The 17,350-nt window shown below is 29.1% G+C and carries 6 protein-coding genes; 2 read left to right on the top strand and 4 right to left on the bottom strand.

Annotation, left to right across the window (positions count from 1 at the left end; all coding sequences use genetic code 11):
• The first annotated feature begins 6 nt into the window (after positions 1-6).
• The gene (locus ERUM_RS02840; protein WP_011155201.1) at positions 7-7,374 is read left to right on the top strand and encodes a type IV secretion system protein; all 7,368 of its coding nucleotides are present in this window, start codon (positions 7-9) and stop codon (positions 7,372-7,374) included.
• A 1,015-nt stretch (positions 7,375-8,389) separates the two neighbouring features.
• On the opposite strand, the gene ERUM_RS02835 is transcribed toward ERUM_RS02840, so the two are convergent.
• The 4 genes from ERUM_RS02835 to carA all read right to left on the bottom strand — a co-directional run bounded on the left by ERUM_RS02835 (position 8,390) and on the right by carA (position 14,438).
• Entirely contained in the window at positions 8,390-8,989 is a 600-nt protein-coding gene (locus tag ERUM_RS02835; RefSeq protein ID WP_044148657.1) for a DUF2460 domain-containing protein, read from the bottom strand.
• 944 nt (positions 8,990-9,933) lie between these two features.
• On the bottom strand, positions 9,934-10,368 hold the full coding sequence (gene dut / locus ERUM_RS02830) for a dUTP diphosphatase (RefSeq protein ID WP_231837252.1): 435 nt from the start codon (positions 10,366-10,368) through the stop codon (positions 9,934-9,936).
• A 1,155-nt stretch (positions 10,369-11,523) separates the two neighbouring features.
• A complete protein-coding gene (ispH, locus tag ERUM_RS02825) occupies positions 11,524-12,510 on the bottom strand; it encodes a 4-hydroxy-3-methylbut-2-enyl diphosphate reductase (RefSeq protein ID WP_011155198.1) in 987 nt (328 codons plus the stop codon).
• A gap of 803 nt (positions 12,511-13,313) precedes the next feature.
• Positions 13,314-14,438 carry a glutamine-hydrolyzing carbamoyl-phosphate synthase small subunit gene (carA, locus tag ERUM_RS02820; protein WP_011155197.1) on the bottom strand — a complete coding sequence of 375 codons (1,125 nt, stop codon included), beginning with the start codon at positions 14,436-14,438 and terminating at the stop codon, positions 13,314-13,316.
• A 612-nt stretch (positions 14,439-15,050) separates the two neighbouring features.
• On the opposite strand from carA, the gene der reads away from it, so the two are divergent.
• Positions 15,051-16,370 carry a ribosome biogenesis GTPase Der gene (gene der, locus ERUM_RS02815; protein ID WP_011155196.1) on the top strand — a complete coding sequence of 440 codons (1,320 nt, stop codon included), beginning with the start codon at positions 15,051-15,053 and terminating at the stop codon, positions 16,368-16,370.
• The last annotated feature ends 980 nt before the right edge of the window (positions 16,371-17,350 follow it).

The following is a 17,350-nucleotide window of genomic DNA, read 5'->3' as shown; positions in this document are numbered from 1 at the left end:
TGTTATATGTATAATTTTATTAAAAATCATTTTATAAAATTATTGTTACTTTTATTGATGACTGCATGTGAATCAAATCAGCATCCGGTGCCTAGATGTGTACCAGCTGATGTATTTACTGAAGGCAGGACAACTTCTGTATCTGCATATTTTGATCCTACTTCTGAAAATTTTATGTCTGACAATAAGGCTTTAGGAAATTCTGTTGAAGATAATCAAGTAGTGCGGTGGAAATATACTGGATATGTAACAAATGGTCATCCGATTGTATTAAGGGCTGAAGGAATGTGGACTTCATGGGCCAAGAAAAGTAATAATGTAACTGAAGTTCAAAAAAATACTACAGATTATGGAGATGATGATGTAGATCGTTATAATGCTATCTTGGCAGTTGATAGAGTTTGTGGTCCTTATAAAAAAATAGAGAAGACGTTTTCTAATGGTACAAATCAATGTAAAGTATCATGTGAAATGATTTCCGGAGTTCAAGACAATTTAGAGACAGGAACATATGGTCCACCTTGTTGGTTTAGAAATGGTTATGGTGCGTACCTATTATTCAAAAGACCAGAAGATCCTGAACCAAATGAAACGATTACTAATATGAGATATCCAACTTCTCCTGTTATGCATATAGGATATAAACCATTAGAATTAGCAGGTACTCATGGTATTTCTACTAGTAGTAAGAAAATTAAGGATTCTTCTTGTAAAGATGTTGAATTAAAACCAGGATGGAAAATATATATAAAAATCTTGGATAGAAATTATTATGATAATGTTGGTGGGTATACAGTTACTTTTATTGATGGGATAAAAGCTGAACAAGAATTTTCTGCATTTGAATGGGTTAGAAAGGAAGTTAGAGGTAGGTTAGATAAAGCGGGAGAAGACCTTTTTAAAAATATAGTTAAGAATCCGGTATTTAAGAATTTTGTTTTTAGTTTATTAACTTTATTTTTAATATTTGGTTCACTTGCTTATATTCTAGGTATTGTTCGTACTCCGTTTGCTGATATTATTGTTAGGTTATTGAAAATATCTTTAATGTTATTGTTAATTTCTCCTAATAGTTGGGATTTCTTTTATAACCATTTACTTCGTTTATTCATTCATGGTACAGATCAAATTATTGCTATGATTAATAGCTATACAGGTGATTATAATCCTCAAGCACCATTTTCTTTTATGGATATAATGATTAGGGATAAGATTTTTTCTCCAGTGATTTGGAAAATAAAAATCAGAGCATTGATTGTTGCCAATTTTTCTTCAATATTTGCTGTATTGGTAATTGTTATTGCTGTTCTGATTTATATTGCATTGTGCATATATGGTTTTGTTATATATCTCACAGCGTTTGTTGGTATTACCTTTCTAGTAGGGTTAATGCCATTGTTATTGTTAGGTATTCTTTTTTCTCAATTTAAGAGCTTATTTGATGGTTGGTTAACACAATGTATAAGTTTCTCGTTGCAGGCAATATTAATATTTACTTTGATTTCATTATTTGGGACACTTATTATGAATTATTATTACCGTATTTTTGGATTTACGGTATGTTATAATGAATGGATGAAAGTAAAAATTTGTTTATTTGGTAGAGTTGGATGTTTAGTAGATAAAAGTTTATTTGGGTGGACTCCAGGTCAGATGTATGATCCAAAAGTTATTGGAATAACTTCAGATTTTAACGTTAGTGATAAGAAAGCTTCTAGTGATGATCCAGATGATATAAAAATGTCTGGTAATGCAAGATATAAGTTTACTGGTGGAGGTGGATATATTAGTGTTCCTCCTGATCACAAGTATAAGGATTTTAGGTATATAGATTATCCGTTCCTTGATCCAGATACTGAAAGTGATAGTAATCCACATGGTGTTAATGTTGCAAAAGATAGTCCTTTCAAAGAATTGTCGCATCTTGTTAATGCGCTACTAACTACTGATAAAAAATATATAGTTGCTAGGTTGGTTGCTGATATAAAGACTGAGTTAGAGAAATTGGTGAAAAATAAGACAATAACCTCTGATAGTCAAAATAAAGTATTGAAGATTATAGATGACAGAATTAAAAAAGATAAGGATGCTGGTAAAAGTGAATTGGATAAGTATGGTGATCAAAGTTTTAAGTCACAAATAATTAGATCTGTTATTGATAATGTTATCGATGGAGCTGCTATTACTCCTACTAGTCAAGAAAAATTAAATGAACAGTATGATTATGCTTTAATTCAAGGAATACGTGCTGGAGATTTAATTTTGTGGTCTGAAGTTGGTTCTTTATTCCTTGCTGCATTACTGATATGGCAAATGCGTGCTTTTGTACAAAGTGTTGCTGTATCTCTAGCAGGTGGTAGTATGATGTCACAAACTATTGCAAGTATGTATGAGGAAGGATTCCTAAAGACTTTTTCAAGTATTCCTGTTGTGGGTAAGGTATTTAAAACAATCGATGGAGGTTTAGATTCGTATAAATTATTAGTAGGTAACTATATAACGGAAACAGCACGTAGGCCTTTAAATATGTTACAGAAAGTTCCTGTGTTAGGACATGCTGTTAAATTTACTGGTAAAGTTGCTGGTGGATTGACATCTTCATATGGTGAATATGATAGAAGGCACAGTTCAAACTTTAAGCAGCTAAATTATGCTCGTGCTTTCATAGGAGCTCACCTAGGATTTTCTCCACTGAGTGCAATGAAATATTTAGGTGGGTATGCTGCTGGAAAAATGTTAGGTAGTAGGAGTGGTGGACTAATTCATAATATGGTTCAGGATCGTAAGGCTGCATTGGATAGTTTAAAGGCACATATATTGGGGCCTGAACAACATAAGCCTAGTCCTTATATACCGAAACAGAAAGAAGATGATTCTAATCCTTTTGTTAAAAATGATGCTAAAAATTTAGTAGGTGATTCTAGCTCTCCTGGTAGTAAAAATTATGAAGGGAATGTAAGAGGTGAGCCTCATTCTATTGCAAGAACTGATACTGGTAATGTGAGAGGTGATTCTTATGATACAAATTATGCTGGTAATGTAATAGGTGATGCTGCTGTTGCTAAAGGCTATGCTGGCGGCGTAGTAGGTAGTTCTGGTCCTATTACTAGGTTAGAATTACAAAATCAGCACTCTTTATTAGATGATGCTGGAAATGTACGTGTAGGTAAGGATAATTTAGCAGATGCTCTTGAAGCAAGGGAACAACTTAAAACAATGCGTGAAAATACTAAAGATGAAACTGCATTGATAAATATTAATTATGATATTGATAGGCTAGATAGTGCTTTACATAAGCATTTAGGTCATGATTTTGAGCAAGTAACGCAAGATTATGCTAATTCTCATATGGCTGTTCAACATTCCTCTGATTTATCAGCGACTGATTATTCTAGATTAAATATTGATGATATTTCTAGATTAGATGGTACAGCACAAATATCTAGTGCTTCTGTTCCAGATACAGGACAAGATATATTACATAGTAATGCTGCTGCACAATCAAGTATGCTAGATGTCGGGAGAGATGAGATATCTGATTTTATTTCTGCAAGTGCTTTAAAAGAGGAAACTATACCACACGAAGTAATAGAATTAAATGTTTTAGGAACAAGTTCTGGGCAGTCATTATCTAGTGAAACTGGTGTACATGTACAAGATGAAGTACAAGTTGATAGAAGCGAAGCAGTTACATCACCTAGTGATACTACACAACCAAGTGCGTTAGATGTAGAATTATCTGGAGATAGAGTATCTGAGATTAGTTCCACAGGTGTTTCACAAGGGGAAACTTCTCCTGAGCAGCAATTATCTAGTGAAGTTGGTGTATATGTACAAGATGGAGTACAAGTTGAGAGAAGCGAAGCAGTTACATCACCTAGTGATACTACACAACCAAGTGCATTAGATGTAGAATTACCTGGAGATGGATTATCTAATATTAGTTCCACAGGTGTTTCACAAGGGGAAACTTCTCCACAATCTGAAGAAATAGAATTAAATGTTTTAGGAGCAACTCCTGAGCAGCAATTATCTAGTGAAACTGGTGTACATGTACAAGATGAAGTACAAGTTGATAGAAGCGAAGCAGTTACATCACCTAGTGATACTACACAATCAAGTGCGTTAGATGTAGAATTACCTGGAGATGGATTATCTAATATTAGTTCCACAGGTGTTTCACAAGGGGAAACTTCTCCACAATCTGAAGAAATAGAATTAAATGTTTTGGGAGCAACTTCTGAGCAGCAATTATCTGATGAAGTTGGTGTATATGTACAAGATGGAGTACAAGTTGAGAGAAGCGAAGCAGTTACATCACCTAGTGATACTACACAACCAAGTACGTTAGATGTAGAATTATCTGGAGATGGATTATCTGATATTAGTTCTACAGGTGTTTCACAAGGGGAAACTTCTCCACAATCTGAAGAAATAGAATTGAATGTTTTAGGAGCAACTTCTGAGCAGCAATTATCTAGTGAAACTGGTGTACATGTACAAGATGAAGTACAAGTTGATAGAAGCGAAGCAGTTACATCACCTAGTGATACTACACAACCAAGTGCGTTAGATGTAGAATTATCTGGAGATGGATTATCTGATATTAGTTCTACAGGTGTTTCACAGGGGGAAACTTCTTCACAATCTGAAGATTTAGAGGCAATCTTTGATCAAACATTAATCAGTGAAAATGAATCGTATGCTAGTACTAGTGATCATGATAGAGAATCAGTAGCTAGTGATGAAAATGTGTTATTAGGACATGAAAATTTTGATAGCCTTCTTGATACAGATCCTTTATCTCATGATACACAAGAAAGTACTGATTTTATTGATGAGAAATCTAGTAATGAATTCGAAGAAAGTAAAGAGTTAGTTGATCATAAAGATACAATAGAAAGTATACCAGATGTAGATCACACTTCTGATGCGTTTGGGAAGGAACTGGATGTTCCTCAAACTTCAGATCAAGAATTAATTGATATGAATGCAGAAGGTAATTCTTCTGTTAATGTGCTATCTGATCAATATCAAGACACTGCTTCTGAATTATCTAGTTCAGAGAGTTCAGATGGTACTGAGTCAAGAGGTTCAGAAAGTGATGATCAAGTATTAGAACCTGAGTTACAGGCAAATACTTATTATGCTACTGATAATGAAGTTTTAGATGTGGCTTCTCTTGAATTAGGATTGCCTGGTGTTGCAGTAGGAAATGTAGAGCCTGTTCAAGAAGGTAGTGAAACAAAACCTGAAGCAGTTGAAGTGGAAGGTAATGAAAGTGAAGGTGTAGTAAATGTAACAGAAGAACACAGTGACAGTGCTGCTTCTAGTGAAAGTATTGATAAGGAAAGTAGTGAAGATAGTCAACTTGATCAAACATCAATGGAAGAACAAGATAAGGTAGGAGAATTTGAAAGAGATAGTAATGCTGAAGATACTAGTGTAGATAAAGAGGTTAGTGAAAAACCAGATATAGTAGAGCCTGCTCCGGAAGATAGTGGAACAAAACCTGAAGCAGTTGAAGTGGAAGGTAATGAAAGTGAAGGTGTAGTAAATGTAACAGAAGAACACAGTGACAGTGCTGCTTCTAGTGAAAGTATTGATAAGGAAAGTAGTGAAGATAGTCAACTTGATCAAACGTCAATGGAAGAACAAGATAAGGTAGAAGAATTTGAAAGAGATAGTAATGCTGAAGATACTAGTGTAGATAAAGAGGTTAGTGAAAAACCAGATATAGTAGAGCCTGCTCCGGAAGATAGTGGAACAAAACCTGAAGCAGTTGAAGTGGAAGGTAATGAAAGTGAAGGTGTAGTAAATGTAACAGAAGAACACAGTGACAGTGCTGCTTCTAGTGAAAGTATTGATAAGGAAAGTAGTGAAGATAGTCAACTTGATCAAACATCAATGGAAGAACAAGATAAGGTAGGAGAATCTGAAAGAGATAGTAATGCTGAAGATGCTAGTATAGATGGTAAAGAAGTTAGTGGAAAACCAGATATAGTAGAACCTGCTCAAGAAGGTAGTGAAACAAAACCTGAAGCAGTTGAAGTGGAAAGTAATGAAAGTGAAGGTGTAGTAAGTGTAACAGAAGAACACAGTGACAGTGCTGCTTCTAGTGGAAATATTGATAAGGAAAGTAGTGAAGATAGTCAACTTGATCAAACATCAATGGAAGAACAAGATAAGGTAGGAGAATCTGAAAGAGATAGTAATGCTGAAGATGCTAGTGTAGATAAAGAGGTTAGTGGAAAACCAGATATAGTAGAACCTGCTCAAGAAGGTAGTGAAACAAAACCTGAAGCAGTTGAAGTGGAAAGTAATGAAAGTGAAGGTGTAGTAGATGTAACAGAAGAACACAGTGACAGTGCTGCTTCTAGTGAAAGTATTGATAAGGAAAGTAGTGAAGATAGTCAACTTGATCAAACATCAATGGAAGAACAAGATAAGGTAGGAGAATCTGAAAGAGATAGTAATGCTGAAGATACTAGTGTAGATAAAGAGGTTAGTGAAAAACCAGATATAGTAGAGCCTGCTCAAGAAGGTAGCACAGAAGAAGAATCTACAAGTGTACTAGATGAAGATAGTAAACGTGATGTGGAAGAATCTGAAGAAGAGGGACATGATACTTCTTCTGATGAAGGTACAGAAGTTGATGAAGTAGATAGTGATGGTGATAGTGCAGATGTGGAAAAAGGATCTAATGATACATTAGAGAATGATTTGGAAGCAGAAGAGTCTAAGGTGGAATTAACAGAAGAGCTTGCAGTTAAAGATATGCCTGAGGAGTCAGTAACTGAAGGGCATGGAATGAAAAAAGCTTCTGTTGTTACTGATGATATGTCAGAGGGATTAGCTGCTGTCCATCAAGTTGATAGTGGTAAGGAATTCAAGTTGCAAGAAAAAATGGGTCTAGAAGGTGCACAGTCTATTCATATTCCTAAGTCGTTAAAATCTGAAGAAAAGGATGCTGTAAGTAAGAAAAGTAGTACGGCTAAGAAAACAGAGTCTACAGATAGTAAAGATAATGCTAAAGAGAAAAAAGGTACATCAACATCTAATAAAACAAAGAAAACTTCTTTACCAAAAATTATGTCTGGTGTTAAAATTTTAGTAAATCAATATGCAAAACAGATATCTACAGGGCTATCAGAATCTTTTGATAAATTCTTTGAAGATACTGAATCTAAGAAACGTGGTAAAAGAAAACTTTCAAAAGAAGATATTGAATCTATGGTAAGAGATCTTGAACAATTACTTGTATCTTTAAAAGATAAAAAATCAAAGCTTACTGATCCTAGTGAGATAGCAAACATAGAAGATGATATAAGAAAATTAGAAAGTACAATAAAATCCATTTTAGATAATCAATGATTGCATATAATTTTTTTATATTAATTGTGTAGCTTTAGGTAGTTGGATGTTAATACGAAAAGTAATTGTTTAAGTATCAATGGATATGTAATATTTTGTTTTGACGTATATATGAGAAAGTGGTTAGTTATACTGGATATTAAAATTTATCATTATAAAATTACAATAAAAGAATAGAAAATTTAGTTCATAGTAATTTGTTAGGTAGTGATATAGTATTTTTATTATGTTAAGCTAAGCATAAAGCAATAATGTATTTTTCAAATAATGATTTATAATATTATTAGTCTGTAAATGCTTTTGTTTGTTGTTTATGTTATTTTTTTATTTTTAATGTGTGAAGTATATATACATTATTATCGTAGTTGTATAAATATAAGGTATATATTTGGGCTAAACAATGGATAGTTAAATTATTATGTGAATAAAAAAATTATTTTTTATATTAATTGTTAATCAATAAAATTTAGATCATTATGTTTAATGAATCTTTAAAATAGTTTTTCTATTGATAAAATATCTATGCAACTGACTTTTTGTAAAAGGTAAGAGACTGTTTTAAAAATTCATGTAATTATATATGTGAGTAAATTGTATTAAATGCAGTGTTGCAATTGCCTATTAAGATAATCGGGAGAATTTAATAAGAATATTACTTATTAAATTTTTGTATTGATTATTGCTTAATAAGATTTAGATCATAATATTTATTTATATTTAAGAGTATTTTTCTATTTATAAAATGTTTGATTACTGGCTTTATAGTAAATAAAAACTCATTTGATATTTGATATATTATAAATTGTTGGTGATTTTTTTGGTTATAATAAGTCTCTATTTTGCAGTAATAATTGTGTAGTTTAGTTGTACTGTGTGTAATTTATGAGATTAATATCAAATAAGTATATAATTAGAAACTATGGTAGTCTTATGGTGTTTTACAATAGTAAATAAGTATATATTGAATTATTACTGAACGTGTTTCTGAAGATAAGTTATTATATAAGGTGGTTTTTTAAGTTTTCACTTCTATTAGTGTGATATTGTTACAATTATACTGCTTGTAGTTGTCTATAGAATATGGTAGATAGTCTGAGTCAAATCTTACTGGAACATCAAATTCATAATCTGCGAATATTTCTATTCCATCCTTTGGTGCTATATCAAATTTTATTTGTCCATTAGATAAATTAACAGAGAATCCATTATTTTTGATAGAATCGTTATAATAAATTTTTACTGTGTTTATTACTGGCTTTGTAATTGTACGTATATATGAGAATTGGTCAACTTTGTATGTTTTGACTAACTGAAAAGTTGTTTGATGATTATCTCCTATACCAATTTTTTGTTGTATTGCTTTGTAATCCGCCCAATCTTTAAACCGAAATCCAATCGCTTTGCCTTTATGAATGTAAAAAAAATTGATTAGTTTTAATAATTCTTCTTCTGATTTTACACTATACATTATGTTATACTTATTGCGTGGATATGATATATTGATTTTGCGGTATTCATAACCGTTATTTGTTTCTATAATACTTGTTGTAAATTCTGGACCGCCAGTTGATCCATAAGAAATATCTTCTGGGAATCTTGTTTCATAAAATGTCATTGATGTTACCATAGAATATGTTTGTTTATTGTAATGGTTTAAGTAGGTATTTTAATCTTAGGTGATTATAATATTGGGTAGCTAGAAATATGGACGGCTTTGTGTCCTATATTTAGTATACATCCGAATTATATCACATAAGCATCAATTATGTAATCATAATATAAAAGTGTGTACATATATATTGTTTAATATAAAATATTGAGTTGTCGTTCAGTCAATATCAGTATATTTAAGGTCTCTAAACTTAAAAAATATTGTGTTTCTGAATGTTGTTAGTTATAAATTGTAGAATTGTATAAGTGATTACAATAGGTTGGTTAGGTATTAAACTTTTGTATATTACAAATTGATATGCTTACTATATGCATTATGTGATATTCTTAATTAAGGAAATACATTTTTAAAGTATAAAATTGTAAGTAGCATTACAGCCTAAGTTTTAGTAAATTGTATTAAGATACGTTTATTTTCTTATTTCAAAGTTTATATAATAATTATATATGTTTTTGTAGTATTTATAAATCTATACGTGCTTATGTAATCTAGCTAGTATACATTTGAAATATAAGTTTGAGTATTTATTACTAATTTGTAGTAAAACTTTTAAGAAGTAGAGTACTTACTGATGTGTTTATATTGTTAGTTATATTTAAATATTGTATTGTTGTGGTTATTTATTAATCTAGCTAAGAAATTATCAATTTAAAAGTATAAAGTTGTGATTATAGTAAAGTATGAAATGGATTATCAGTTGTATATTTGTGTTTTCAGCAGAGCTGTATTATTAATTATTATAAGTCTAAGATGATATGTTTTATATTAAACTAGAAAAATTAATTTTGTAACTGGTAAATATACATTTCAGAATAACATAAAATGTAAACTACTATAGCTTCATTCTGAAAAATTAATTGAATGAGACTTCTTAGTAGTAACTTGTGTTATGTTGATATACCAGTTGATCCAAATCCATGAATGCCACGTTTTGTGGTATTAGCTTCAAGATCTTCGACAAGATTCCATGATATGCGAGTAACAGGAGCTATTACCATTTGTGCTATCCTATCTCCATAATTAATAGTATATGCCTCATTTCCTAAGTTAATTAAGATTACCATGATTTCTCCACGGTAATCAGCATCTATTGTACCTGGAGTATTAAGTACAGTTATACCAAATTTTAGAGCTAGACCAGATCTTGGCCTAATTTGAGCTTCATATCCATCTGGTACAGAAATTGCAATACCGGTCTTTATACACTCTCTGCATCCTGGCTTTAACACTATGCTTGATACAACTGCTGAACATAAATCCATACCAGAACTTTGTTCTGTTGCATAAAACGGTAGAGGAAGATCACTGTTATTTAATTTTATGATCTTAATAGATACGCCACTACTAATATAATTACTCCATATTTTTTTCAGTAATTTTAATTAGTTTTTTGTATTAGTCAATAATGTTATTTATTACTATGGATTGTAAAAAGACTTATTATTGTCTTATATTACATGTGTAGAATATTTGCTAACACATTTTACCAGTAGCATGAATTTTTTTATCTTATAGTTTTTATTAAAAATGGATATTCTATCGTTAATAATATATGGTTATTATGATATATAGTTATTATGTTATTTTATTGAAATACATATACAAATAATCTTGATAGTACATTATTAGATATTGTATATAGCATATCTATGTTTATAGCATTTGTTGAATAATGGTAAATTTCTTGGTTATAAAGTAATTAGTATTGAGATATTGATATGAAAGATATGTAATTCTGTTTTCCTATTTTGATAATAGCTATACTTTTTTGGAATATACTAAAAAGTAAGCTCTAGTAGTGTTCAATGTTGAATATTGTATATAAATTTATTTTATAGCATTTGTTGAATAATGGTAAATTTCTTGGTTATAAAGTAATTAGTATTGAGATATTAATATGAAAGATATGTAATGCTGTTTTCCTATTTTGATAATAGCTATACTTTTTATGGAATATACTAAAAAGTAAGCTCTAGTAGTGTTCAATGTTGAATATTGTATATAAATTTATTTTATAGCATTTGTTGAATAATGGTAAATTTCTTGGTTATAAAGTAATTAGTATTGAGATATTGATATGAAAGATATGTAATTCTGTTTTCCTATTTTGATAATGTCTATGCTTTTTTGGAATATACTAAAAAGTAAGCTCTAGTAATGTTCAGTGTTGAATATTGTATATAAATTTATTTTATAGCATTTGTTGAATAATGGTGAATTTCTTGGTTATAAAGTAATTAGTATTGAGATATTTAGTATGAAATGTATATGGTTCTATACTTTATCTTAATAGTGGGTTATTTTATTATGAAATTTAGAAAAATAAAACCTTGCAAGCTATTGTGTAAGTAATACTTAGATTTTTGGCTTTGGATAAAAAAAATTTTAATGTAAGAAATTTGTATTATTATTATTTCAATAAGTTACTTACTCTAATATAAGTCAATGTAAAAAATGCCAATAATTTCTATAATATTCTATATAGGATTATATTGTTCTTTATATTGCCTAAGTTGTCTAGGTACATTAAATGTTACGCTTTCCTGTACAATCTCTAAATCTGATAACTTAACCTTCATGTGTTGTTTTAGAAAATCTATGACTTGTTGTACTAGTATATCTGGAGCTGATGCGCCTGCTGTTATGCCAATTTTTGTTATATCATTTAATAGGTTTAAATCAATTTCTTTGTAAGAATCTATTAAAAAAGCTTGAGTCTGTATTCCGGCTAATTCCTTAAGACGGTTTGAGTTTGAACTATTTTTACTTCCTAATATAAATACTATATCTACTAGCTCAGCTAAACGTTTAGTGGTGGTTTGTCTATTTTGAGTGGCATAACATATATCTTTTAAATCTGGTCCTTTTATATTTGGAAATTTCTTCTTCAACTTGTCGATTATTACTTTTGTATCGTCTACACTTAAAGTTGTTTGAGTGACGTATGCAAGCTTATCTGGGTCAAATATTTCTATCTTATCTATGTCATTTAAATTTTGTACTATAATTACTGGAGTGCTTATTTGTCCTACAGTACCTTCTACTTCTCTATGTCCTTTATGACCTATTAAGATGACTTGATATCCTGACTTATCATATAACTGAACTTCTTTATGCACCTTGTTTACTAATGGACATGTTGCATCTATAACTTCCAGGTCTCGTAATTCTGCTAGTTGTTTTATGGATTTTGAAACCCCATGTGCGCTATATATTAATACTGACCCATCTTGAGCTTGATCTACTTTATCTATGAAGATTACTCCCATGGTTTTTAAAGTTTCTACGATGTATTTGTTATGTACAATCTCATGTAGTACATATATTGTTTTAGTATCTTTATAATACTCTATTGCTAATTTTACTATTTCTATAGCTCTTGAAACACCAGCACAAAACCCTCTTGGTCTTGCTAAAATGACTTCTACTTCTTTTTGTAGGTCTGTGTATATTGCATTATGCATAACTTTTATCAACTAAATGCAACAATATTGATTGTATTGTTCTGTATGTAGTATGTCAATTTATATTTATCGTATAGAATTTTACTAATTCATGATAGTATCAAAGTGATAAAAACTTTAGTATGGTAGTTTTTTTAAGTATATTTAAAAATATTATAAGTTTATTTATGTAATGTTACATTTTAATATAATCAAGCTTAGTTTAATTAAATAGTTTTTAGTATACTTAGTTTGAATATTAGACACATGATTTATTAATTTTCAGAATATTTTTTATACATCTGTATGTGTGTTAAGATAGAGTAATTGATTATTTATCTTATTAATTTTCTATGAGTTTATAGTATGGAAGTAGGTAATAAGCTGAATGCTATTAGATGCTAAAAACACATAGAATAAAATTATTAAACTTAAAAAACTTTCTTTATTGAGTTAATATAACCCTTAAATATTTATCTTATATAGTTAGAGGTTATCTTATTTATATGAAATATAGTATTAAATGTATTTATAATTCTAGATAGTTTAGTTAGTGGATAATTTGCTGCTTGTTTAATTGTTGAAATATTAGTTCATAAAAAATTTTAAATATTCTTTAATTGCTGCCGGATTTGGTGCATTTAGACCAAATCTTCTTCCTGCTAGATAATGTTATTGATTTGAGAAAAATAATTACATCAGTTAGCATAATTCTTAAGTATGTATTTTAGTATAATTGTCTGTTATTTTGTTTATGGGTTAGATAAATATTAAAAACATATAACTATTTTGAATAATTTGGGATTTGTTAACTTATAAAAAATTTATACAGTTTTTTCCTGTATTAAATTAACAAAATCTTCTAATATGTACTTTGTATCATTAGGTCCTGGACTGCCTTCAGGATGATACTGTACTGAAATAATGGGATAATTTTCTACTTTAATACCTTCAATTGTGTTATCAAACAGAGATGTGTGAGTTATTTGTATGTTTGAAGATAATGAGTTTTCATCTATGGTAAATCCGTGGTTCTGACTAGTAATTTCTATGTTATTGAGCATTTTATTATATACTGGATGGTTACTTCCTCTATGTCCAAATAACATTTTTTTAACTTGTGCACCTAATGCTAGTGCAATTAGTTGGTGCCCTAGACAGATTCCTAATGTTGGTACCTTTAATTCTATTATACTTCTAATTTGTTGTATAGTATGTTCAGAAATTGCAGATGGATCTCCTGGACCATTTGATAATACTATGCCATCTGGATTGAATGATAATATTTTATCTATTAAATTAAATTCATGACCTGGTACTATATGTACTTTGCATCCTATATTAGATAAAGCATTTAATATACTGGACTTTACTCCAAAATTAATAACTACTATGTTGTATAAGGTCTTGTACTTTGGTTCTTGATTGTAATCACTTATAAAAGCTTGTGAAATTGATTGACAATGATTTACATAATTGTATTGAGATGCTGTATTTTGTAACTCTTTTAGATTTAATGAATTCATGTCATGGAAATGATGTATAATTCCATTTTGTGATCCATAGTTTCTTAAGTGACGTGTTAATGCTCTAGTATCGATTTCAGATATTCCAGTTATTTTATTTTCTATCATCCAATTTTCTAAGTTTGAGTAAGAACTTGAATGGGAATCTTCTGATATTGTTTTCACAACAATTCCATGTGCTAGTACTTGAGTGTTTTCAAAGTCTTCTTTATTTATTCCAATGTTGCCAATGTGAGGAAAAGTAAATGTGATTATTTGGCCTGCAAATGATGGATCTGTTATAGTATGTTGATATCCTGTCATTGAAGTAGTAAAACATACTTCCCCTACAGCATTAGATTTGTTTCCTATAGATTTTCCAAGGAAATATTTTCCATCAGATAGCATTAGGATAGCGTTTAAATAGTTTTTTATTTGAGACATTATTTATGTATAGAGTTAATAGATTTTGCAAATTATATAACAAATTCTTTTTGATTTAACTATATAATTATCATTTATGAATAGTATTTTGTAAAATAAGTTTTTTGTGATTCAATTATTATAGTTGAGATTTCCCTATATTATTAGTAACATGAGAGTTAATTATATAATAAAATCTAAGTTTTTTTGTTAAGAGTAAACCTTAATCGGTATGTCTGGTGTAATGTAGTCTGTATTTGATGATAATGAGAAAAATGCTATTGTTTTTGAGATCTTTTTCTTAAATGAGTAATCAGATGTAAGTGTATAGTTTTACCTGTTTTAATTTTAATATATAAGAAAAAAATCACATATTATGTAGTATATAATAGAAATTTAAGTTTTCTGAGATTAAAAGTAGCTCTATAGATATGATTATCTTATTATTAGAACACTTGTTGTTTTAATGGTATTAATGAATACGAAAATTGCCGTTGTTATATTATACGTTTTATTTAGTGAGTAAATAGAATATATATCACAATATATTGATTCTTAAGCTTTAAATTTAACATGTGAGAAATAGGTTATATGCTGTATAATCATGTACAAATAAAGGTATGAAATTTTTCTATGTTAAAAGTAGCTATAGTTGGGTTGCCTAATGTTGGTAAGTCTACTATTTTTAATAGGTTGGTAAAAAAAAGAAGTGCTATAGTTAGTAATGTACCTAACTTGACTAGAGATAGAAGAGAGGGAAGTGCTGATTTATGTGGTTTAAAATTTAAGGTTATTGACACAGGTGGTGTAGATTATCGGATTAAACTATCTGTTTTAATATTGGATCAAGTAAAATTAGCTATAGAAGCTTGCGATGTAATATTTTTTGTTGTTGACGCAAGAGTTGAAAGAGATATTAAGAATATAGAGTTTGCAAAATATTTGAGAAAAAATACTCATAAACCTATAATTTTGATTGCAAATAAATGTGAAAGTAGAAAAAAGTGTTCTGAGGTGGATTACTTAGAGTATTTTAATTTTATAGGTCCGATTTATATATCTGCAGAACACAACTTAGGTATGGTAGATTTATATGATGCTTTGATTCCATTTATTCCAGAAAGTAATGTAGAAAATTTCACTTCTTCTTATATTAAAATATCTATTGTAGGTAGGCCAAATGCTGGGAAATCAACATTTGTTAATAGATTGGTTGGTGAAGATAGAATGATTGTTAGTTCTGAGCCTGGTACTACTCGTGATGCTGTTGATATAGAATATGAATATCAAGATCAGAAGTTTATTTTGATTGATACTGCTGGTATGCGTAAAAAGGCAAAAATTACTGAAAATATAGAAGTAACTTCTGTGTATAAAAGTATAGAGTCGATTAATAGATCGGATATAATAATTTTAATGATAGATTCTGTGTGTGGTATGGAACAGCAGGATTTATCAATTGCTGAGCTTGTAATACAGAAAGGTAAAGCGATCATCATTGCATTAAATAAATGGGATGTAATTTCTAAGGAACATAGATTGGGGTTATTAAGAGATATCCGTAATTATAATAAATTAAGTTTTGATGTACCAATAATAGAAATTTCTGCTCTTAAAAATATTAACTGTAATATGGTTCTTGAAAAGAGTATAGAGCTATATAAATATTTAACAATGCGTATCTCAACTCCTATGTTGAATAAGTGGTTACGACTTGCTGTAGATCATCATAGACCACCATTATTTAATGGTAAAACAGTTAAATTAAAATATATTACACAGATTAAAGTTATGCCTCCAACTTTTGCTATAGTTATTAATGGTTTGTATGGTATAGATTTAACATATCAACAGTATTTAATGAATAGTTTAAGGAAATATTTTTCTATTGATGGAATTCCCATTAGAATGAATTTTAAAAAGAATAAAAACCCATATGATGTTAATTATTAATATGTGTTATTTTAAAGGAATAGGTAAGGTAAATTTTATAGTGACTATTTGCATTTAGAATGATTGTATTGGTAAGATATATTATTTTATTAGTAATATAATTTAGATTTTGCAATATTACGGGATAAGTTTTTTTAGCTTGTTAAAGTTAACGAATATTTTTCAATATCATTGATATATTGTTTGTAATTAATCACATATATAACAGTAATACTTGATATCCTATATATTAGTAGGGAATTACTGTGATGTAAGATAGTAACAGTATTGCTTAGTATGTATCTGTCTTGATATGTTATTTTGTTAGTAATATAATTTAGATTTTGCAATATTACGGGATAAGTCTTTTTAGATTGTTAAAATTAATAAATATTTTTCAATATCATTAATATATTGTTTGTAATTAATCACATATATAACAGTAATACTTGATATCCTATATATTAGTAGAGAATTACTGTGATGTAAGATAGTAACAGTATTGCCTAGTATGTATCTGTCTTGATATGTTATTTTGTTAGTAATATAATTTAGATTTTGCAATATTACGGGATAAGTCTTTTTAGATTGTTAAAATTAATAAATATTTTTCAATATCATTAATGTATCGTTTGTAGTCAATCACATATATAACAGTAATACTTGATATTCTATATATTAGTGGAGAATTACTGTGATGTAAGATAGTAACAGTATTGCCTAGTATGTATCTGTCTTGATATGTTAATGATCATTATTAAATATAAAATGTTATAAGTTAGTAATATATAAATGAGCTATATAAGGTAAATGGGTATTGGATTATTTGATATTACTAGATGATTTTCTGTATATTATGAAATGTAATCTTATTACTAATACAAAATGAGATTTTTAGGGAAATAATTGATATTTATGAAATTTGCTTATTATGAGGTAATTTTAATTATTGTGAAAATCTATTAGCATTATATATAGTGTGTTTTAAAAGTATTATATAA

Source organism: Ehrlichia ruminantium str. Welgevonden (genome assembly GCF_000026005.1).
Taxonomy (GTDB): domain Bacteria; phylum Pseudomonadota; class Alphaproteobacteria; order Rickettsiales; family Anaplasmataceae; genus Ehrlichia; species Ehrlichia ruminantium.
Note: the sequence above shows the minus strand (reverse complement) of the source record. Positions and strands in the feature narration are given on the sequence as shown.

What these genes read in the sequence shown, in the direction of transcription:
- carA (WP_011155197.1), bottom strand. Translation starts at nt 14,438, where the DNA reads ATGTCTCAAATAAAAAACTATTTAAACGCTATCCTAATGCTATCTGAT.
- ERUM_RS02840 (WP_011155201.1), top strand. Translation starts at nt 7, where the DNA reads ATGTATAATTTTATTAAAAATCATTTTATAAAATTATTGTTACTTTTA.
- ERUM_RS02835 (WP_044148657.1), bottom strand. Translation starts at nt 8,989, where the DNA reads ATGACATTTTATGAAACAAGATTCCCAGAAGATATTTCTTATGGATCA.
- ispH (WP_011155198.1), bottom strand. Translation starts at nt 12,510, where the DNA reads ATGCATAATGCAATATACACAGACCTACAAAAAGAAGTAGAAGTCATT.
- der (WP_011155196.1), top strand. Translation starts at nt 15,051, where the DNA reads ATGTTAAAAGTAGCTATAGTTGGGTTGCCTAATGTTGGTAAGTCTACT.